We start from the raw sequence: 18,290 nt of genomic DNA, 5'->3' as shown, positions 1-18,290 counted from the left end.
CGTTACGGTCAAAGCTCGGCCGCGTCTCGCTACGCAGCCGGCCGGACTAAGTATGGCGGGAATTTTTAAAAAGCAAGGGTTAGTGCTCGGTTTTCGGTCGGGCTAGAGCGCCGCGGCCGATAAGGCTGGGCGCAATTGGCGGTTCCCGCTGCGGCTCTATGCCTACCTAGCCTGTTCGGCTCGCGAATAAAAACATGCCGGACAAGTCTTAACCGCCGCCTGTTGGTACAATGCCGCGTTTTTTCAGTCATTTATCCGGGAGTACTCCATGATTCGCTTTCCTGCCGAATGGGAACCGCAAGCGGCGGTTATCATCGCTTGGCCGCACCGCAGCGGCGATTTCAGCAATTTGTCCGCGGTCGAGGATTGCTACCACGCGGCCGCCACCGCGATCAGCCGGTTTCAGCCATTGGTGATTTTGTGCAAGGACGGCGAGCACCAGCAGCACATCCAGACGCAATTGCCGCACAATCCGCAAATTCATTATGTACAAGCGGACTACAACGACATCTGGTTGCGGGATACGGTGTTTCTGACCCTGGAATGGCAACATCCGAAGGCCGCCGTGCAGATGCTGAATTTCCGCTTTAACGGCTGGGGCAACAAATACCCGCACGCCGCCGACGATGCGTTGAATTTGGCCTTGTTTGCCCATCCTATTTTCAAGGGTTATCCGACGGCGACGCTGGACTTGGTGTTGGAAGGCGGCAGTATCGAATCCGACGGCCAAGGCACCTTGCTGAGCACCAAAAATTGCCTGTTCAATCCGAATCGCAATCCGGATATGTCCGCCGCCGCGATTACCGGCCAGTTGCAGAATTATTTGGGCGCGAAACGGATTTTGTGGGTCGAACAGAGCAATCTGGCCGGCGACGATACCGATGCCCATATCGACACGTTGGTGCGGTTTTGCAGTGCCGATACCATCGCTTATACCGCTTGCGACGATAGCGCGGACCCGCACTATGCCAGCCTGAAAAATATGGAAGCCCAGTTACAGGCTTTCCGCACCGAATCCGGCGCGGCTTACAAGCTGGTGCCGCTGCCGTTGCCGCAACCGATCAGCGACGAACATGGCCAGCGTTTACCGGCCAACTACGCCAACTTCCTGATTATCAACGGTGCGGTGCTGGTGCCGGTTTACGACGACGCCAACGATGCCGTGGCGTTGCAGCGTTTGGCCGCCTGCTTCCCGGATCGCGAGGTGATTGCCGTGCCGTGCCGGGCACTGGTACACCAATACGGCAGCCTGCATTGCGCCAGCATGCAGGTACCGGCCATCGTCAAACTGAATTTTTAACAATTAACCCTTGGCATTGTTTCCGGCCCGCGTTCGCGGCGCCGGATTTAGCGTGATTACTACTGAGTATGAAGAAAACCATCATCGCTTGTGCGGTGCAGCAACCGTGCAATCGCGGCCGGGACACCAATCTGGCCTATTCCATCAGCCAAATCGAAGCGGCTGCCCAACAAAATGCCGATTTGGTCGTGCTGCCGGAACTGCATCTGGACCATTATTTTTGCCAAAGCGAAGACACCGCTTGTTTCGATTTGGCGCAACCGGTGCCCGGGCCGACCTGCGAGGTACTGGCCAAAGTCGCCGCCGCCAATAACGTCGTGATCGTGTCGACGATCTTCGAACGGCGGGCGCCGGGGTTGTACCACAACACGGCCGTGGTGTTCGATAAGGACGGCAGCATTGCCGGCACCTTCCGCAAAATGCACATCCCTGACGACCCGGGGTTTTACGAGAAGTTTTATTTCACGCCGGGCGATCTCGGCTTTCGGCCGATCGAAACCTCGATCGGTAAATTGGGGGTATTGATCTGCTGGGACCAGTGGTACCCGGAAGCGGCGCGCTTGATGGCCTTGGCCGGTGCGGAGGTGTTGATTTATCCGACCGCTATCGGCTGGGACCCGAGCGACGCCGCGGACGAGCAGCAGCGCCAGCGCGACGCCTGGGTAACCGTGCAACGCGGCCATGCGGTGGCCAACGGTTTACCGCTAATTTCCTGCAACCGAATCGGCTTCGAAGCGGCGCCGGATCAGGCGCAAGGCATCCAGTTTTGGGGTAATAGCTTTATCGCCGGTCCGCAAGGCGAGATCTTAGCCAGCGCCGACGATAAACAGGATTTGCTGCTGTTCGCCGAGCTCGATCTGCGCCGCAGTGAGGATGTTAGACGGATTTGGCCGTTCTTACGCGACCGCCGTATCGAGGCCTACCAGGATTTGTTGCGGCGCTATATCGATTAGGCGCGCAGTAGAGATGAGGCGGGCGCCGTGCCGAGACGGCGCCCGGTTGCCGCCGTTTATTCTTCGGCGGCGGTTCTGACGGGTTCGTGGTCTTGCCGGCTGTCCTCGGCCGGGCGTTGATTCCGCTCGGCAAACTCGCGGTTATACGAGCGCGGCTGATTGTGGCCTTCTCCGCTGTCGACGGCGGCCGGCGGGATATATTCGCTGGCTTGCGGCGCTTCGCCGTCCGTTCCGTTCAGGTTCGGTTCGCCGCGTTTCTCGGCACCGTTGCGCGGGCCGCGGCGGCGGCTACGGCTGCGGCGGCTGCGTTCCCGGTCCGGCGCCGCGCCTGGGGCCCTTTTCGCAGCGTTATCGGCTCCGGATTCGAGTTCGGAGCTTGCCGCTACCGGTTTGGCGTCGTCGTTCAGGTTGGGTGCGGTTTCCTGGCCAGCCGCTGCGGGTGGCTGGTTCGCCGGACGGCGGTTACCGCTGCGGCGGTTGTTGTTGCGGCCGGCGCCACGTTCACCGAGCTCGCCACGGTCGCGGCGATTATTGCGGCCCGGTTTGGTTTTGTCTTCGCCGCTTTTTTCGCCGACTTCGTCGGTTTCAACGGTCTTGCCGGCGCCGATCAGGCGTTGCCAGAAGCGCTGTATCAGACTGGCCGAAGTCTTTTTGCTCTGTACCGGTGCCGGCGAATCCGGCAGAAATTCCTTGATCGCGGCTTTTTCGGTTTTCGGACCCAGTTGTTTGGCGAATTCCGGCACCGTGATGTCTTCTTCTTTGATTTGCAAATGGCTGGCTTTTTCTTCGCTGTCGCCGATGGCTTTGATCCGCTCGATGTCGTAAGCCGGCGTTTCCAGGTGTTTGCTCGGCAGCACGATAATGCCGACTTGCAGCCTGGATTCGATTTCCTGAATCGCCGCGCGTTTTTCGTTGAGCAGGAAGGTGGCGCAATCGATTGGCAGGTGGGCGATGACGCGCTCGGTGCCTTTTTTCATCGCTTCTTCTTCGATCAAGCGCAGCACGGCCAGCGTGACCGATTCGACGTTACGGATGGTGCCTTGGCCTTTGCAGCGCGGGCAGGTCAATTGGGTCGAATCGCCCAAAGACGGCCGCAAGCGTTGGCGCGACATTTCCATCAAGCCGAAGCGGGAGATGCGGCCGGTCTGGATACGAGCGCGGTCGATTTTTAACGCATCGCGTAAGCGGTTTTCCACTTCGCGCTGGTTTTTGTTCGACATCATGTCGATGAAGTCGATGACGAATAAGCCGCCCAAGTCGCGTAAACGCAGTTGGCGGGCGATTTCGTCGGCCGCTTCCAGGTTGGTGTTCAGTGCGGTTTCCTCGATGTCGCTGCCCTTGGTGGCGCGGGCCGAGTTAATGTCTATTGATGTCAGGGCCTCGGTGTGGTCGATGACGATGGAGCCGCCGGACGGCAGCGACACTTCGCGCTTATACGCCATCTCGATCTGGGTTTCGATCTGGTAGCGGCTGAACAGCGGCACGCTGTCCTGATACAGTTTGGCCTTGTGCAAATTATGCGGCATCACCTGTTTCAGGAAGTTATGCACCAGTTTGAAGGCGCCTTCCTGGTCAATCAGGATTTCGTCGATGTCGCCGCGCAAGTGATCGCGCAGTGCGCGGATGATGACGTTGCTTTCCTGGAAAATCAGGAACGGTGCGGTTTGCTCGGTGCTAGAGCGGTCGATGGCTTCCCACAGTTGCAGCAGGTAGTTCAAGTCCCACTGCAGCTCTTCGACGTTTTTGTCGGAGCCGGCGGTGCGGATGATCAAGCCCATGCTGTCCGGAATTTCCAGGGCGGCCATGGTTTCGCGCAATTCGCTGCGGTTGTCGCCTTCGATACGCCGGGAAATGCCGCCGGCTTTGGGGTTGTTTGGCATCAGCACCAGATAGGTGCCGGCCAGACTGATGTAGGTTGTTAGCGCCGCGCCTTTGTTGCCGCGTTCTTCTTTTTCGATTTGAACGACAATTTCCTGGCCTTCGCGGATATTGCTTTTGCTGGATGGTTTACCTTCCTGGCCGTCGCCGGTGCGGTATTCCGGGGCGATTTCCTTGAACGGCAGGAATCCGTGTTTTTCGGCGCCGTAGTTGACGAAGGCCGCTTCGAGGCTGGGTTCTACCCGGGTGATGATGCCTTTATAAATATTGGATTTTTTTTGTTCTTTCGATGGAACTTCGATGTCGAAATCGTAAAGTTTCTGGCCATCTACCAATGCCACCCGCAGCTCTTCGGGCTGCGTGGCGTTGATAAGCATTCTTTTCATTTAATTATCCTTATTGTTCTGTGTATCCTACCTAGAGCTTGAACAGGTTTGGTTGTCGCGGATAAAGGCGGCATGTTTCCCAATATGACTTTTAGTTGAGCGGCCGGACTGACTGAAAACTGCAAGGTCTTGTAGTTATTGTCGCAGTGGGTATCGGCAATGCCGAGCGGGGCGCTTGAAAAGTGGGAGGTCTGTTTTACCGAACTCTACGCAAAGGATGCAGCTCGCTCATCATGGGTTGAGCGACAAAACCCGAAAAAATTCTTTATAAGCTTGGCGCGGCGAAACAGCGCTAAAACCATGGTTTTAAATTTTTATAGTCAAAGTCTATCCAAAGATAAACCAGCCTAATATAGCAATGTTTATTCGGGCCAGCAATTTTAAACATAGCTTACGGATATGTTGTTATCATTTCGCGCATGAATACCGCAGCAGACCAGACTACTCCGCAAGTGCAATGGCTGGAAATTACCGAGGCGAACAGCGAACAAAGGCTCGATAATTTTCTGATCAGTTATCTCAAAGGCGTACCGAAAACTCGAATTTACCGCATGGTCAGGAAGGGTGAGGTTCGGGTCAACAAAGGCCGTATCGACGTCAGTTACAAGCTGCAACTCGGCGATATCGTGCGCATCCCGCCGGTCAGGGTTTCCGAAAAAAAAGACGAGGCCATCGTTCAGCCCACCTTGAAGTTCAGTTTGGAAAACCACATTCTCTACGAAGACGACGGATTCATTGTATTGAACAAGCCGGCCGGATTTGCCGTGCACGGCGGTAGCGGCGTCAGTTCCGGCGTGATCGAGGGGTTGCGGCAAATCCGGCCGCAACAGAAGTTTCTGGAGCTGGTGCATCGGCTGGACAAAGATACTTCCGGTTGTTTGCTGATTGCCAAGAAACGCTCGGTATTGAAGGTATTGCATGAACTTTTTCGCGGCGACGGCATTCAGAAGACCTATTTGGCTTTGTTGGCCGGACAGTTCCAGCGCAAAAAGCAGGTGGTGGACGTGCCGTTGCTGAAGAACGTCGCCCAGGGCGGCGAACGCATGGTGGTAGTCAGTCAGGCCGGCAAGGCTGCGGAAACCCTGTTCACGCGGCTAAAGCAATATCAGGATGCGACTCTGGTGCATGCGGCGCCGAAGACCGGCCGGACCCACCAGATCCGGGTGCATGCGGCTTGGCTCGGGCATCCGATAGTCGCGGACGACCGCTACGGCGACGGCGAGACCAACAAGATGTTTAAAAAACGCGGGTACAAGCGGCTATTCTTGCACGCCGAACAATTACAGTTTGCCCATCCGCTGACCGGTGAGCCGCTGCACTTCGTGGCGCCGTTGCCGGCCGATTTGCAACAATTGATCGATCATGAAAAACCGCTTTGACTTAATCATTTTCGATTGGGACGGCACGCTGATGGATTCGGTGGACTGGATCGTCCACTGCATTCAACAGGCGGCGGCGGAGTGTGCGTGCGACATACCGTCGGCGGCTGCAGTCAAGGATATTATCGGTTTGAGTATCGATAACGCCACCCGGCAATTGTTTCCCGGCGTCGATACCGAAACTCGGCAACGTTTGGCCGAGGTTTACGGCAAGGCTTTTTTCTCCAAACAGATCGGTCCGACCGATTTGTTTCCGGGGGTTACGGCCATGCTCGAACGGCTGCGGGGCGAAGGCTTCAGGCTGGCGGTGGCTACCGGCAAGAAACGCGCCGGTCTGGATCAGGCGATACGCGGTACCGGCGTAGCCGATTTGTTTTGTACCACGCGCAGTTCGGACCAGACCGCATCGAAGCCCGACCCGTTGATGGTGGCCGAAATTCTGGCCGAACTGGGCATCGACAGACAGCGGGCCTTGCTGGTCGGCGACTCCGCGCACGACATGCAAATGGCGGCCAATGCCAGAGTCGCTGCGGCCGGCGTCACCTGCGGCGCCCATTCCCGCGAGACGCTGCAGCAATACAAGCCGTTGCTTTGTCTGGATTATCCGACGGATTTGCTCGAATTACTTTAGGAGGTTACGGTGGATACGAATCAACAGCATCCCGATCATTCGAACCAGGACGCGCCCGGTTGGGAAAAGGAGGTGCTCGAGAAATTGGCGTTCGCGGCGATTGCCGAGCAAAAGGCTGCGCGGCGTTGGGGCATCTTCTTCAAATTACTGACTTTCGCGTATTTGTCGGTAGCGCTGGGCGTGGCTTTGTATCCTCAGCTGAAGCAGGAGGTCGAGACCGGGTCGGCGCAACACGTAGCCATCGTCGATGTGTTGGGCCAGATCGCCGAGGGCGAAGGCGCGGCGGCCGATACCATTATCGAAGGCCTGCGCGATGCGGCCAAGGATAAAAATACCAAAGGCATCATCCTGAATATCAATTCGCCGGGCGGCAGCGCCGTGCAATCGGCCTACGTCTATGACGAAATCCGGCGCTTGAAAGCCGTGCACCCGCAGTTGCCGATTTACTCGGTCGTCGGCGATATTTGTGCCTCGGGCGGCTACTACATCGCTTCGGCCAGCGACAAGATTTACGTCAACCAAGCCAGTCTGGTCGGCTCGATCGGTGTCGTCATGAACGGTTTCGGCTTCAGCAATGTGCTGGAAAAACTGGGTGTGGAGCGGCGCTTACTGACCGCGGGCGAGCATAAAGCCATGCTCGATCCGTTCTCGCCGGTGAACGAGCGCGAGAGCAAGCACATGCAGTCTTTGTTGAACCAGGTCCATCAGCAATTCATCGAGGCGGTCAGAGCCGGACGCGGCGAGCGGTTGAAAGAGACCCCGGAAATGTTCTCCGGCTTGATCTGGTCCGGACAGGAAGGCGTCCAATTGGGTTTGGCCGATGGCTTCGGCAGCATCGATTCGGTGGTGCGCGAGCAATTCGGCACCGAGGAAACGGTCAATTTCACGCCGCACGAGCGCTTGATCGATCGCTTGGTCGGCCGTTTCGGGGTCGCATTCGGTCACAGCATCGCCACAGCGTTGAATATTGGCGGCTTTCGCTAAGGACGGAGTTTATTTTTTGCGGGTCGCTTGCCTAACGGCAGCGATTTAAGGATAATAGCCAGCTCTTCAGCCAGTCGCTGATGTTTTATGGTTACTGTGTCGGTCCTCTCGCAACGATACGCTGTAAACCCCGCCAGGTCCGGAAGGAAGCAACGGTAGCAGCGGATTCGTGTGCCGGGATGCGGCTGGCGCAGTAGCCGCCCAATCTCCTGCCGCTTCCGTTGCTAATGGCTTATCAGGTTCTTGCCAGAAAATGGCGTCCCAGCAACTTCTCTCAGCTCGTCGGACAGGAGCATGTCAGCCAGTCTTTGATCCACGCTCTGCAGCACGAACGCTTGCACCACGCCTATTTGTTTACCGGTACCCGCGGCGTCGGCAAAACCACGGTCGCCAGGATATTGGCCAAGGCTATCAACTGCGAAAATCTGCAAAACTTCAATCCCTGCGGCACTTGTGCTGTGTGCCAGGCGTTCGAACAAGGCCGATTTATGGACTTGATCGAAGTCGATGCCGCCTCCCGCACCAAAGTCGAAGATACCCGCGATCTGCTGGATAACGCCCAATACGCGCCGAACCAGGGCCGCTACAAGGTTTATCTGATCGACGAAGTGCACATGCTGTCAGGTCACAGCTTCAATGCGCTGCTGAAAACGCTGGAAGAGCCGCCGCCCCACGTCAAGTTTTTGCTGGCGACTACCGATCCGCACAAGATCCCGGTTACCGTGCTATCGCGTTGTCTGCAATTCAATCTGAAACGGCTGACTCCCGAGCAAATCGACCGGCAGATGCAATTCATCCTCGGCGAGGAAAATATCGCATTCGAGTCTCAGGCCTTGAAAATGTTGGCGCGAGCGGCCGACGGCAGTTTGCGCGACGGCTTGAGCTTGCTGGATCAGGCGATCGTCTACGGCAGCGGCACGGTAACCGGCGACGCGGTGCTGGGCATGCTCGGCGCGGTCGCCCAGCAACCGGTCGACGATATTTTGTTGGCCTTGGCGGCCGGCGATGCCCGCCAGGTCTTGGCAAAGATCGCCGATGTGGCGCAACTGACGCCGGATTTCGCCGAGATCCTGCAGCAGATATTGCGGGTATTGCATCGGGTAGCCGTATTGCAGCAGGTGCCGGGTTTCGTCGACCACGAATTCGACAAGCAGTTGCTGGACGAGCTGGCGCAGCGGTTAACGCCGGAGGACGTGCAGCTGTATTATCAGATTGGCTTGACCGGCCAACGCGACTTGGTTTTAGCGCCCGATCCGCGCAGCGGCTTCGAAATGACGTTATTGCGCATGCTGGCTTTTCGCCCGGCGGCGTCGGCTGGCCGCATGCCGGTAAAGGCTGTTGCGGCTGGGACTCCCGTCGCGCCGAATATGGCACCAGCCGGCGAGCCCCCGGCGCGGACCGCGCCGGTTGCCGAAACGGTGGCCGAGCCGGCCGTAGCCCCAGTGGCGCAACCGATTGCCGCCGCCGATGCCGGAAGCCGCTGGCGAGACATTATCGCGGCCTTGAATCTGAATGGCCGTACTCGCGAATTGGCCAATAATTGCGTGCTGGACAGTATCGACGACAGCAGTTGCCGGCTATTGCTGGATCCCGGCTTTCACCAAGTCGGCAGCCGGGCCGAGGAAAATCTGCGCACGGCCTTGCAACATTATTACGGTAAGCCGTTGAAATTGGTCATTACCCAGCAGGCGGCAGCACAAATGACGCCGGCGCTGGAAATGCAGAAAGCCCGGGAAGACCGGCAGCAGGCGGCGGTGGACAATATCAACGCCGATCCTAACGTGCAGGCTTTAAAAGAAACGTTCGGAGCCAGAATTGTGCCTGGCAGCATCGAACCGCTGAATTGAATGGTTGGAGACAGAAATGAAAAACGCACTCGCGGGCATCATGCAGCAAGCCCAAAAAATGCAGGAAAATTTGAAAAAAGCCCAGGAAGAATTGGAAGCCATGGAGGTCCGGGGCGAGTCCGGCGGCGGCTTGGTGACCATCGTCATGACCGGCAAGCGCGAAGTGCGTAAAGTCAGCATAGATCCGTCTCTGGTCGGCGACGATAAGGACATGCTGGAAGATTTGGTGGCGGCGGCGATCAACGACGCGGTGCATAAGGTTGGCAAGATGAAGAAAGAGAAAATGGCCGACGTCACGGCCGGGATTCCGATTCCGCCCGGGTTTCAAATGCCGTTTTAAACGATGCAGAACCAGGGCTTGCTGAAAGAGCTGATTCAAAGCCTGTGCTGTTTGCCGGGTGTCGGGCCCAAGTCGGCGCAACGCATGGCTTTTCATTTGTTGCAGCGCAATCGCGAGGGCGGTTTGCAGCTTGGCAAGATGCTGGAGCGGGCCGTCAACGAAATCGGCCATTGCCGCGAATGCCGGACCTTGACCGAAGCCGAGTTGTGCGAGGTTTGCGCCAACCCGCTACGCGATGCCGAAACCTTGTGCGTGGTCGAGAGCCCTGCCGACGTTTGGGTGGTGGACCAAGCGACGACCTTCAAGGGTAAATATTTCGTGTTGCACGGCCGCCTGTCGCCGCTGGACGGTATCGGCCCTGACCAACTCGGCTTCGATTTGCTGGAGCAGCGTATGGCTTCCGGCCAAATCAAGGAAATCATTCTGGCGACCAATTCGACAGTCGAAGGCCAAGCCACCGCCCACTTCATTGCCGACGTCGCCGCCAAATTCGGCGTTCGCGCCACGCGCATCGCCCACGGCGTGCCGATGGGCGGCGAACTGGAGTTTATCGACAGCGGTACTTTGGCGCACGCCTTCAACGGCCGGCGCGAACTTTAGGAGCAACTATGAGCGATTGTTTGTTTTGCAAAATGGCGGCCGGCGAAATCAAGCCGGACGTGGTCTACGAAGACGATCAAGTGCTGGCGTTCCGCGATTTGCATCCGCAGGCGCCGCTGCACGCGTTGGTGATTCCGAAGCGGCACGTTGCCACATTGAACGAACTGGACGACGCCGGGCTGGGCGGACGTCTGCTGCAAACCGCCGCACAGATCGCCAAGGATCTCGGTTACGCCGATAACGGCTACCGCACCGTGCTGAACTGCAACGCCGACGGCGGGCAGACTGTGTTTCATCTGCACCTGCACCTGCTGGCCGGCCGGCAAATGCACTGGCCGCCGGGTTAGTTAGCGCTGCTCCAGCCAGGCCTTGATCTGCAACGGTGTCATTGCCGTGCCGCCCAATTGGCCCATAAAAAAATCGAAGTAATCCCGGCATTTGCCCAGGAAGCGTTCCAGGTCGGCTTGGTTTCTGACGTAGGGGGTGCCGCCCGGCATCACCGACGGCGAATGGAAGCTGAACACAAAAATCCGTATCCCGTCGTCCAGCAGCGATTCGGTCAAGCGGCGCATTTCCGGTTCGCTGTAATCTTCGGGCGATAGCCGAATCCTTTCCAGCATCCGTAAGCGCGCAACGGCGCCGGAAACGCGGATTTTGCGCAGCCATGGCTGGGTCAGTTGCCGGTAAAGCGGCGTGCCGCCGCTACGCAAGTAACCGACGTAGCCGCCGGAGCCCGGTAAGCCCAGCAGGCGCCGCTGGCGGCCGAACCAGAACGGATCGCTGCTGACGTTGGCATAATCCGGGCCGCCGTCGCCGCTATAGTCTATCGACGCCGCCACGCTGATATCGACCTCGTAACCCAGCTCTTCCAAAATATCCGCCGTGTTGGGGCCGAAACCGTAACGGCCGGCCAAATAAGTCAGCGGCCGGCTACCGAACGAGGCCGTGATTTGCTCGGTCAGCAGCCGAAGTTTTTCCCGCTCCAATTCCGCAGGCAAATTTCCCGGGTAGGAGTTGCGGGCATTGATTTCTTCGTCGAACGGCGGCGAAACCCAAGGATGCAAGTGAGCGCCGATCAGCGCCCTACCGCTGTCGGCGTAAGCCTTCAACGGAGCAACGGCCTCGGCTTGCGATGCAATCGGATAGTCGATCACGTAGTTCGGCACGATGCCGAAGCTATCGAACACGCTTTGGGCGCGGTCGATATATTGCATGTGGCTGACGCCGGTGGCGTTGCGATCGTAGGGCCGGTTCCAATCGAATTCTTCCTCGGTATGGATTACGACCGATAAAATCGGGCGAGTTGCTGGCTCAGGCTTAATTAGGGTTCGCTCGATCATAGGTCTAATGCCATTAGTTCGGAGTAGAAATTGCTGATGTCGGCCGCTGTCAGCGTGTCGCTGCGGAACACTTTATTGCGGTAGCCGGCCAGTTCCAGCGCCAGAGTCGGCACCGTCGGCAGCAGGCGCGATTCGACGCGGGTGTAAAAACGGCCTTGCCAGAACAGATGGCTGCCAAACGTGTGCCGGTAGCGTAAAAATAATTCGGCGTCGCTGAATCCCAGAATCATCGCGCCGTTCACGCCTTTCAAGCGATTCGGTTTCCAGACCACATGGCAATAAGCGCCGGGCTTACCTACGGCGGCATGTTGCAACCAAGACAAATGGCGATGTTCCGTAAACACTTTGCCGGCGTCGGCCGGCAGCACGCTGGCAATCGTTTCGTGATCGGTAATGACCTTTACGCCGGCGATTGCCGAAAACGGCCATGGAAAGTTCGGCCAAATCGCATGCCGTTCGTTCATCGGTTTGAATTTCAGAAACTGTAAGGTCTTCGAAACTACTTCGGTGGGGGTCAGGTCGGTAAAGTGGAATCCGGGTTGAGAAACCACCGCCATCGCCAGACGCATGCTTTGTGCGCGGTAGGCTTCCAACACGCACCAACTGGTAATGTTGCAGAAGCGTTCGGTTTGGCCGCGAATCTTGCGCTCGGCGTAAATGGCGCCGATGCCGCCGACGATTTTGCCGCTGTCGCGGATTACAAATCCGTTATTGGGCTTATCCGAAATCCAGTTTTGCCGAAAGGCTTGCGCCCATTGCTCGGCGCTACGCTGGTTGCTTAGATGTTCGGTCAGGAATTGGCAGAACGGCAGCAGATCGCCGTCCTGTATCGGTTCGATGGTCGGCAATGCCATATGTATCGCCTTAGGTGAAGTTGAAAGGGCTTGATTGTCTAGCTTGGTTTGCGGGCCAACAGAAAATCGGTCATCGCGTTGATCGAACCGAGGTTATCGATATTCATCTCTTCCTGTTTGATACGAATGTCGTATGTTGCTTCGAACCACACCACCAATTCCAAAATGGCGCCGGAGTCGAGCAAGCCGGTGGCCGGCAGAATATCGTCGTCCGTTACGCCGCTGGCATCCATACCCAGCGGTGCGGCGAGTTCGATGACTTTGGCGCGGAGCGCGGCTTTGATAGCGTCTGGATTCAGGCTCATGCAATGTTTCTCTTGAGGTTTGGGGGGTTATTTGGGCGGTTGCGACAAAGCTTGCAAGACTTGGGCAACATCGAAGCCGGTTAGCACGCGGTGGTCGTAGCTGGCGGCCAACACGGCATGGCCGGCGTTTTTCGGAGCGGCATGGGCGATGATCAGCGAGGTTTGCGGCGGCAAAATCGGAATATGGCGGCTGACGTTCCAGCGCGCCATGCTGGAAAACGACAAGGTCGCACCGGAGGCTTCCTGCGGCGGCAACTTATGGCCCATGGCGTGGCGTTGAATTTCGCCCAGAGCGCTGATGAATTGGGCGGTATCCATGTCCTGGGTATCGCGGACCACGGTCAAATACAGCATGTTGCCGGCTTGGACCGTAAACCCCAAATTGACCGGCTGATATTGGTAGCGTTGGCCGTTGACGATGGTGGAGTTGATGGTCGGGCGTTCGCGGCCTAGCTGGGCCAGGCGAAATGCCAACAGCGGCAGCAGCGGCGATAACATCAATTTGTGTTCGGCGGCATAGCCGGCGGCATACTCTTCCCACGGTTTGGGATCGTATTCCATTTCGATGTAGCCGGCCGCGGCGTGGTCGCGGTGCCAGGTGACCGCGTGCAGCATGCCCGCAGCTTCCGATGAGAGCGCTTCCAATTCGCCATTAACAGCCGGCACCGGGTCCTGGCGAGCAATCGGTGCGGCACCGGTGGCTGGGGCGATGGTTTTGCCGTTACGGGCCAGCCAGGTTTCGATGTCCGCGACCGATAGCCGTTCGCCGCTGCTCGGAATATCTCCGGCAGCCAAGCCTAACCGCTTCAACAGCGCCCGGGCTTTCGCGGTCGGCTGCCGCGTAACGGAGTCGGTCGCTACCGGATCGGATGCTTGTTCGGGAATCGGTTCGTCCGCCGCTTCGCCCAACCAAAACAGGATCGAGCCGACCCGGGCTTTTTCTTTTTCGGTGCCGTCGATTCTCAATACGTAACCGGCTTGCTCCGCCACCACGTCGATCATCGATTTGTCGGTTTCGACCGTGGCGACGATGTCGCCGCTGTTGACGTATTGCCCCGGTTTGACGTCGATGCTGACGATGTCGACGAATTCGTCGTTGATATTGACGCAGGGGACGGTCTGGTAGCTGGCCATGGCAATCCTTAGAAAAGGTCGAGAATTTGGTCGATGATGGATTGTTCGTCGGGAATGATGCTTCGTTCCAGGCTGCGCGCCGAAGCGATCGGTACCGGCGGCGTGCCGATGCGCAACAGTTGGCCGCTAAAACCCGATTCGAGTAGCGCGGCGGCAATTTCGGCGCTGACGCCGAAATCGTGGTGCGATTCTTCGACGACAACGACGGTTTGCCGCTCGAGCAGATGGCCTATCATCGAGTCGCGCGGCAACGGCGACAGCAAGGCGGGGGCGACGATTTCCACCGCCAGTTCCTCTTCGGTTTCCAGACGCCTGGCTACGGCCTCGGCAATCGGCAGCATGCCGCCGTAGGCCACTAGCGTCACATCGGGATCGTCGGCGCCGCGCCTGAGCGTTGGAAACAGCTCGGTGGCGACATCGTCGGCACTATCCAGGGCAGTATAGTCGGCCGGATCCAGTTTTTCGCCGTACAGTAATTTGTGTTCCAGGAACAGCACCGGATAATGCCAACGTTGCACGGCGTTGGCCAGCAAGCCGGATACGTCGTGGCGATGGCTGGGGTAAGCCACGGTCAAACCCGGAACCGCGGTAAACAGGTGCTCGGGGCTTTGGCTATGGGTCGGGCCGTAACCGCGCCGTCCGCCACACGGGGTGCGGATCACTAGCGGCACCGAGACGTCCGGGAACATGCCGGGAAATTTGACGGCATGGTTCAACAGTTGATCCATGCACAGCGTCAGGAAGTCGGCGAACATGATTTCCACGATCGGCAGGTAGCCGTCCAGCGCCAGACCGATTGCCGCGCCGGTGATGCCGGCTTCGCTGATCGGCGTGGAAATCACCCGTCCGGGAAAATCGGTCGATAAACCTTGGGTAACCTTGAAGGCGCCGCCGTAGGGATCGTGCAAATCTTCGCCGATCACCAAAACGCGCTTATCCGAGTCGAGCAAATGGCGCAACGTGCTGTTGATGGCCTGGCGGACGTTGCTGCCGGCCGGAATTTCCGGAACGGACATGGGTTCCGGTTGAGCCGGTTGCTCGAAAATATGGGCCGGAGTTTCGCGGAGGCAGGCTTCCGGAGAGGCGTCGGCTGCTTGGCGCACGGCTTCTACGAACTGGCGATTGTTTGATTCGATGGCATTGCGGACGTCTGCCGGCAGAAGCCGCCCGAGCGCCGCCAGCGGGTCGCGGTTGCGTATTTGCTCCAACTCCTCGGGATCGCGCAAATCGTCGCCCTTGCTGTGCGGGCCCATGCGCCGGGTGTCGATAACCAGAAAGCCGGGGCCGCGCCTGCCGCGGACCGTGTTGACGACGCCGTCGACTTTCGCCAAAAATTCTGGATCGTCGTCGGCCACGCGCCAAGTAGGCAGGCCGAACGCCGCGCCGCGGGCTTCGATGTCGCCGCCCAGGGTATGGCTGCTGACGGTGGTTTGGGCAATGCCGTTATTTTCCACGACAACGAGCAATGGCGCATTCCAGACCGACGCCAGGTTCATTGCTTCGTAAACCAGGCCCTGACCCAGCGTGCCGTCGCCGATAATGGCCGCGACGATGCCGTCGCTGTTGTGTAGCTTGCGCGCCAAAGCCAAACCGGCGCCGATACCCAGCATGCCGCCCTGAACGCCGTTGCTGTGAAAATGCCGGTGCACCAAATGCTGGCTGCCGCCCCAGCCGCCGCAGGCGCCGGCTTCGCGGCCCATGATTTCGGCGACCAAGCCGACGAGGTCGCCGGAATAGGTCAAAAAGTGGCCGTGGTTGCGGTGGTTGGACAGCACGGCGTCGTCGGGATGGTTGAGTGCTCGCACGACCGACATCGCCGTTAATTCCTGGCCGATGCAGGTATGTGTGGTGCCGGAAACCAGGCCGCGGGAAAACTGGTCGAGGACCAGTTGTTCGGTCAACCGAATCAGATGGCCGTAACGGTAAAGGCTTTCCGGATCGAGCGCTATTTGCGGTTTGCCGTGATCGTCTCTAGCCCAAGCCAGAATTGCCTGATCGGTTGATTGTTGGCTGATTTCCATGTGCTGGTTCCAGGCGCCGGGGACGACTCGGGTTAAAAGCGCTAATTTACGCTAAGGCCGGGCCGCCGCGCAAGCCGGCAGACGCTTCGCCGCGGCGGGTGAGTTCAACATATACGTCGTAACTATAGCCGATTGCCGGGCGGCATTTTTTCCCGCAATTTCAAAAAGCGCTGGTAACGGCTGGGCGATATCGCGCCGGATTCGGCCGCGGCCCGGACTGCGCAGTCCTTATCGCCGGCATGGCGGCAATCGTTGAATTTGCAATTGCCGATGTAGGGCTGGAAATCGCGGTAACCCCATGCCAGTTGGGCTTCGGACAGGCCGGCCAGGCCGAAAATCGCCACGCCGGGGCTGTCGATCAAGTCGCCGCCGTCCGGTAAATGGTAAAGCGTCGCGGCGGTCGTGGTATGGCGGCCGTGGCGGGTGGTCGCGGAGACGCTATTGGTGCGTAGGGTTCGGTCCGGTAACAACGCGTTGGTCAGCGACGATTTGCCGACGCCGGATTGGCCGGCGAACATGGCGGTTTGTCCTTGCAATATTTGCTTTAATTCTTCGATGCCGGCGTGCTGTTTGGCACTGACCCGGTAGACCCGGTAACCCAGACTTTCGTATATTTTCAATTCCGCCGCAACCGATGCGCTGCACGGGATGTCGATCTTGTTGAATACCAAGGCGGCGTCGATATTGCAGTTTTCGCAAATGGCCAAATACTGGTCCAATAATAGAAAATCGCACTCGGGTTCAGCGGCGAACACGACAAAAATCGTATCCAGATTGGCGGCCACCGGCCGGACCTGGTCGCCGCGGCTGGGGCGTTGCAATACCGAGCGCCGCGGCAGGATTTGTTCGATGCGGCCTTGTTCCGGGCCGGATAAGGACAGTAAGACTTGGTCGCCGACGACGACGGTATCCAGCTTGCGCAGGGTTTGGCACAGCACGGTTTGTTCCCCGACCTCGACGGCGATGCCCTTGCCGAGGTGGGAAACGACCAAGCCTTGGTGCAGCTCGGCCATTAAGCGGACTGCATTTTTTGTTCGATGTGGGCGATGCGGATCGCCGCCGGTGGATGGCTGTAATGGAAAGCCGAGTACAACGGATCGGGCGTCAACGTGCTGGCGTTTTCTTCATAGAGTTTGACCAAACCGCTGATCATTTTTTTGCCCTGCGCGTTGCGGGTAGCAAAGTCGTCTGCTTCGAATTCGAACTTGCGTTGGAAATAGGCGCTGATCGGTTGCATAAAGGTGGTGAACACCGGCGACACCAGCATGAACAGCAATAAAGCGGCGGCGTTGGAATGAGTGGTGACGCCCAAGCCGTCGAAGAACCAGTCCTGGGTGATCAGCCAGCCTAACACCGCGAAACTGATCAACGTCATGATCGACGAGGCTACCAGCATCTTGATGGTGTGCTTGCATTTGAAGTGGCCGAGTTCGTGGGCCAGAACCGCTTCCAATTCTTCTTCGTCCAACGAATTAACCAAGGTATCGAAAAACACGATGCGCTTATTGTTGCCCAAACCGGTGAAATAAGCGTTGCCGTGGCCGGAGCGGCGCGAGCCGTCCATGATGAAAATGCCTTTGCTGCTGAAGCCGCAGCGCTCCAGCAAGCCTTGGATCCGCTGTTTTAACGAGCCTTCCTGCATCGGCTCGAATTTATTGAACAACGGCGCGATCAGGGTCGGAAACAGCCAGCTCATCAGCAACGAAAAACTCATCAGAATCGCCCAGGCATATAGCCACCAAAGGCTGCCGATGCTGTCCATAACCCACAGGATCAGCGCCAGGATCGGCAGGCCGATGGCCAACGTCAGACCAAAGGACAACAGTTGATCTTTGGCGAACTGCGGGATGGTGTTTTTGTTGAAGCCGAACTTCTCTTCGATGACGAAGGTTTGGTACAAGCTGAACGGGATTTCGACCACCGTCATCAGCAAAAATATGCTGGCCATCGCCGCCAAGTCAGCGGTCAGCGGCGACAAATCGAAGGTCGACCAGAAGTCGAACACCAGGCTGATGCCGCCGCCCAAGGTCAACGCCAGCAGAAATACCATGCCGACCACGCTGTCGACATCGTGCAATTTGCCTTTTTCGATCGTGTAATCGGCGGCTTTCTGGTGGGCGGCCAAGGTTACGCGATCCCGGAATGCGGCGGGCACTTGGTCCCGGTGCTGCAAAACATGATTTTTCTGGCGTCTGGCAAGCCAGAATTGGGTGCCGTAGGAGAGGACGAAAGCTAATAAAAATATGCCGGTAAACGTGTTCATCAAGCCAAGATAGGTGGGGTTAACAATTAGCGGTACAGATTAGCTAATGCTACAATCCGCCGCAACATTATTAAT

General features: G+C 58.0%; 17 protein-coding genes and 1 other RNA gene. 10 read left to right on the top strand and 8 right to left on the bottom strand.

The features are described from left to right. The first annotated feature begins 268 nt into the window (after positions 1–268). Positions 269–1,300, top strand: a complete 1,032-nt coding sequence (locus MKFW12EY_RS19415) for an agmatine deiminase family protein (RefSeq protein WP_054763530.1) — start codon at positions 269–271, stop codon at positions 1,298–1,300. Between the two features lie 68 nt (positions 1,301–1,368). Then, a complete protein-coding gene (locus MKFW12EY_RS19410; RefSeq protein WP_054763529.1) occupies positions 1,369–2,253 on the top strand; it encodes a carbon-nitrogen hydrolase in 885 nt (294 codons plus the stop codon). 56 nt (positions 2,254–2,309) lie between these two features. Here the strand turns inward: MKFW12EY_RS19410 and MKFW12EY_RS19405 are convergent, their stop codons facing one another. After that, positions 2,310–4,517 carry an Rne/Rng family ribonuclease gene (locus MKFW12EY_RS19405; protein ID WP_221053600.1) on the bottom strand — a complete coding sequence of 736 codons (2,208 nt, stop codon included), beginning with the start codon at positions 4,515–4,517 and terminating at the stop codon, positions 2,310–2,312. A gap of 419 nt (positions 4,518–4,936) precedes the next feature. Here MKFW12EY_RS19405 and rluC point away from each other — a divergent pair, with 419 nt between their 5' ends. From rluC to MKFW12EY_RS19365, 8 genes are all read left to right on the top strand, one after another. Next, the gene (gene rluC, locus MKFW12EY_RS19400; protein WP_221053599.1) at positions 4,937–5,896 is read left to right on the top strand and encodes a 23S rRNA pseudouridine(955/2504/2580) synthase RluC; all 960 of its coding nucleotides are present in this window, start codon (positions 4,937–4,939) and stop codon (positions 5,894–5,896) included. Continuing rightward, entirely contained in the window at positions 5,880–6,527 is a 648-nt protein-coding gene (locus tag MKFW12EY_RS19395) for an HAD-IA family hydrolase (RefSeq protein ID WP_221053598.1), read from the top strand. Before rluC ends, MKFW12EY_RS19395 begins: the two co-directional genes overlap by 17 nt. A 9-nt stretch (positions 6,528–6,536) precedes the next feature. After that, positions 6,537–7,511, top strand: coding sequence for a signal peptide peptidase SppA (gene sppA / locus MKFW12EY_RS19390; RefSeq protein WP_054760484.1), 975 nt, complete (start codon positions 6,537–6,539; stop codon positions 7,509–7,511). A 97-nt stretch (positions 7,512–7,608) separates the two neighbouring features. Next, an RNA gene (gene ffs / locus MKFW12EY_RS19385) (signal recognition particle sRNA small type) lies at positions 7,609–7,705 on the top strand. 33 nt (positions 7,706–7,738) lie between these two features. Further along, positions 7,739–9,358 carry a DNA polymerase III subunit gamma/tau gene (dnaX, locus tag MKFW12EY_RS19380; RefSeq protein ID WP_221053597.1) on the top strand — a complete coding sequence of 540 codons (1,620 nt, stop codon included), beginning with the start codon at positions 7,739–7,741 and terminating at the stop codon, positions 9,356–9,358. Between the two features lie 16 nt (positions 9,359–9,374). After that, positions 9,375–9,698, top strand: coding sequence for a YbaB/EbfC family nucleoid-associated protein (locus MKFW12EY_RS19375; protein ID WP_054760486.1), 324 nt, complete (start codon positions 9,375–9,377; stop codon positions 9,696–9,698). Between the two features lie 3 nt (positions 9,699–9,701). Next, positions 9,702–10,298: a recombination mediator RecR gene (recR, locus tag MKFW12EY_RS19370; protein WP_054760488.1), complete on the top strand. Its 597-nt coding sequence runs from the start codon at positions 9,702–9,704 to the stop codon at positions 10,296–10,298. Between the two features lie 8 nt (positions 10,299–10,306). Beyond that, positions 10,307–10,645 carry a histidine triad nucleotide-binding protein gene (locus MKFW12EY_RS19365; protein WP_054760489.1) on the top strand — a complete coding sequence of 113 codons (339 nt, stop codon included), beginning with the start codon at positions 10,307–10,309 and terminating at the stop codon, positions 10,643–10,645. Here the strand turns inward: MKFW12EY_RS19365 and MKFW12EY_RS19360 are convergent, their stop codons facing one another. From MKFW12EY_RS19360 to MKFW12EY_RS19330, 7 genes are all read right to left on the bottom strand, one after another. Beyond that, on the bottom strand, positions 10,646–11,638 hold the full coding sequence (locus MKFW12EY_RS19360; protein ID WP_221053596.1) for a polysaccharide deacetylase family protein: 993 nt from the start codon (positions 11,636–11,638) through the stop codon (positions 10,646–10,648). Further along, positions 11,635–12,492: a hypothetical protein gene (locus MKFW12EY_RS19355; RefSeq protein ID WP_221053595.1), complete on the bottom strand. Its 858-nt coding sequence runs from the start codon at positions 12,490–12,492 to the stop codon at positions 11,635–11,637. The genes MKFW12EY_RS19360 and MKFW12EY_RS19355 overlap by 4 nt, the downstream gene beginning before the upstream one ends. 38 nt (positions 12,493–12,530) lie before the next feature. Next, positions 12,531–12,797, bottom strand: coding sequence for a phosphopantetheine-binding protein (locus MKFW12EY_RS19350; RefSeq protein WP_054760496.1), 267 nt, complete (start codon positions 12,795–12,797; stop codon positions 12,531–12,533). A gap of 27 nt (positions 12,798–12,824) precedes the next feature. Next, a complete protein-coding gene (locus MKFW12EY_RS19345; protein ID WP_221053594.1) occupies positions 12,825–13,931 on the bottom strand; it encodes a 2-oxo acid dehydrogenase subunit E2 in 1,107 nt (368 codons plus the stop codon). A gap of 8 nt (positions 13,932–13,939) precedes the next feature. After that, positions 13,940–15,952: a dehydrogenase E1 component subunit alpha/beta gene (locus MKFW12EY_RS19340; protein WP_221053593.1), complete on the bottom strand. Its 2,013-nt coding sequence runs from the start codon at positions 15,950–15,952 to the stop codon at positions 13,940–13,942. Positions 15,953–16,074: 122 nt separating this feature from the next. Beyond that, positions 16,075–16,965, bottom strand: a complete 891-nt coding sequence (gene rsgA / locus MKFW12EY_RS19335; protein WP_221053592.1) for a ribosome small subunit-dependent GTPase A — start codon at positions 16,963–16,965, stop codon at positions 16,075–16,077. Then, the gene (locus tag MKFW12EY_RS19330; RefSeq protein WP_221053591.1) at positions 16,965–18,215 is read right to left on the bottom strand and encodes a M48 family metallopeptidase; all 1,251 of its coding nucleotides are present in this window, start codon (positions 18,213–18,215) and stop codon (positions 16,965–16,967) included. Before MKFW12EY_RS19330 ends, rsgA begins: the two co-directional genes overlap by 1 nt. Positions 18,216–18,290 lie beyond the last annotated feature (75 nt).

Source organism: Methylomonas koyamae, assembly GCF_019669905.1.
Classification (GTDB): domain Bacteria; phylum Pseudomonadota; class Gammaproteobacteria; order Methylococcales; family Methylomonadaceae; genus Methylomonas; species Methylomonas koyamae.
Note: the sequence above shows the minus strand (reverse complement) of the source record. Positions and strands in the feature narration are given on the sequence as shown.

What these genes read in the sequence shown, in the direction of transcription:
- dnaX (WP_221053597.1), top strand. Translation starts at nt 7,739, where the DNA reads ATGGCTTATCAGGTTCTTGCCAGAAAATGGCGTCCCAGCAACTTCTCT.
- rluC (WP_221053599.1), top strand. Translation starts at nt 4,937, where the DNA reads ATGAATACCGCAGCAGACCAGACTACTCCGCAAGTGCAATGGCTGGAA.
- MKFW12EY_RS19350 (WP_054760496.1), bottom strand. Translation starts at nt 12,797, where the DNA reads ATGAGCCTGAATCCAGACGCTATCAAAGCCGCGCTCCGCGCCAAAGTC.
- MKFW12EY_RS19395 (WP_221053598.1), top strand. Translation starts at nt 5,880, where the DNA reads ATGAAAAACCGCTTTGACTTAATCATTTTCGATTGGGACGGCACGCTG.
- MKFW12EY_RS19360 (WP_221053596.1), bottom strand. Translation starts at nt 11,638, where the DNA reads ATGATCGAGCGAACCCTAATTAAGCCTGAGCCAGCAACTCGCCCGATT.
- MKFW12EY_RS19330 (WP_221053591.1), bottom strand. Translation starts at nt 18,215, where the DNA reads ATGAACACGTTTACCGGCATATTTTTATTAGCTTTCGTCCTCTCCTAC.
- recR (WP_054760488.1), top strand. Translation starts at nt 9,702, where the DNA reads ATGCAGAACCAGGGCTTGCTGAAAGAGCTGATTCAAAGCCTGTGCTGT.
- MKFW12EY_RS19405 (WP_221053600.1), bottom strand. Translation starts at nt 4,517, where the DNA reads ATGAAAAGAATGCTTATCAACGCCACGCAGCCCGAAGAGCTGCGGGTG.
- MKFW12EY_RS19365 (WP_054760489.1), top strand. Translation starts at nt 10,307, where the DNA reads ATGAGCGATTGTTTGTTTTGCAAAATGGCGGCCGGCGAAATCAAGCCG.
- MKFW12EY_RS19340 (WP_221053593.1), bottom strand. Translation starts at nt 15,952, where the DNA reads ATGGAAATCAGCCAACAATCAACCGATCAGGCAATTCTGGCTTGGGCT.
- MKFW12EY_RS19410 (WP_054763529.1), top strand. Translation starts at nt 1,369, where the DNA reads ATGAAGAAAACCATCATCGCTTGTGCGGTGCAGCAACCGTGCAATCGC.
- MKFW12EY_RS19345 (WP_221053594.1), bottom strand. Translation starts at nt 13,931, where the DNA reads ATGGCCAGCTACCAGACCGTCCCCTGCGTCAATATCAACGACGAATTC.
- MKFW12EY_RS19415 (WP_054763530.1), top strand. Translation starts at nt 269, where the DNA reads ATGATTCGCTTTCCTGCCGAATGGGAACCGCAAGCGGCGGTTATCATC.
- MKFW12EY_RS19355 (WP_221053595.1), bottom strand. Translation starts at nt 12,492, where the DNA reads ATGGCATTGCCGACCATCGAACCGATACAGGACGGCGATCTGCTGCCG.
- rsgA (WP_221053592.1), bottom strand. Translation starts at nt 16,965, where the DNA reads ATGGCCGAGCTGCACCAAGGCTTGGTCGTTTCCCACCTCGGCAAGGGC.
- MKFW12EY_RS19375 (WP_054760486.1), top strand. Translation starts at nt 9,375, where the DNA reads ATGAAAAACGCACTCGCGGGCATCATGCAGCAAGCCCAAAAAATGCAG.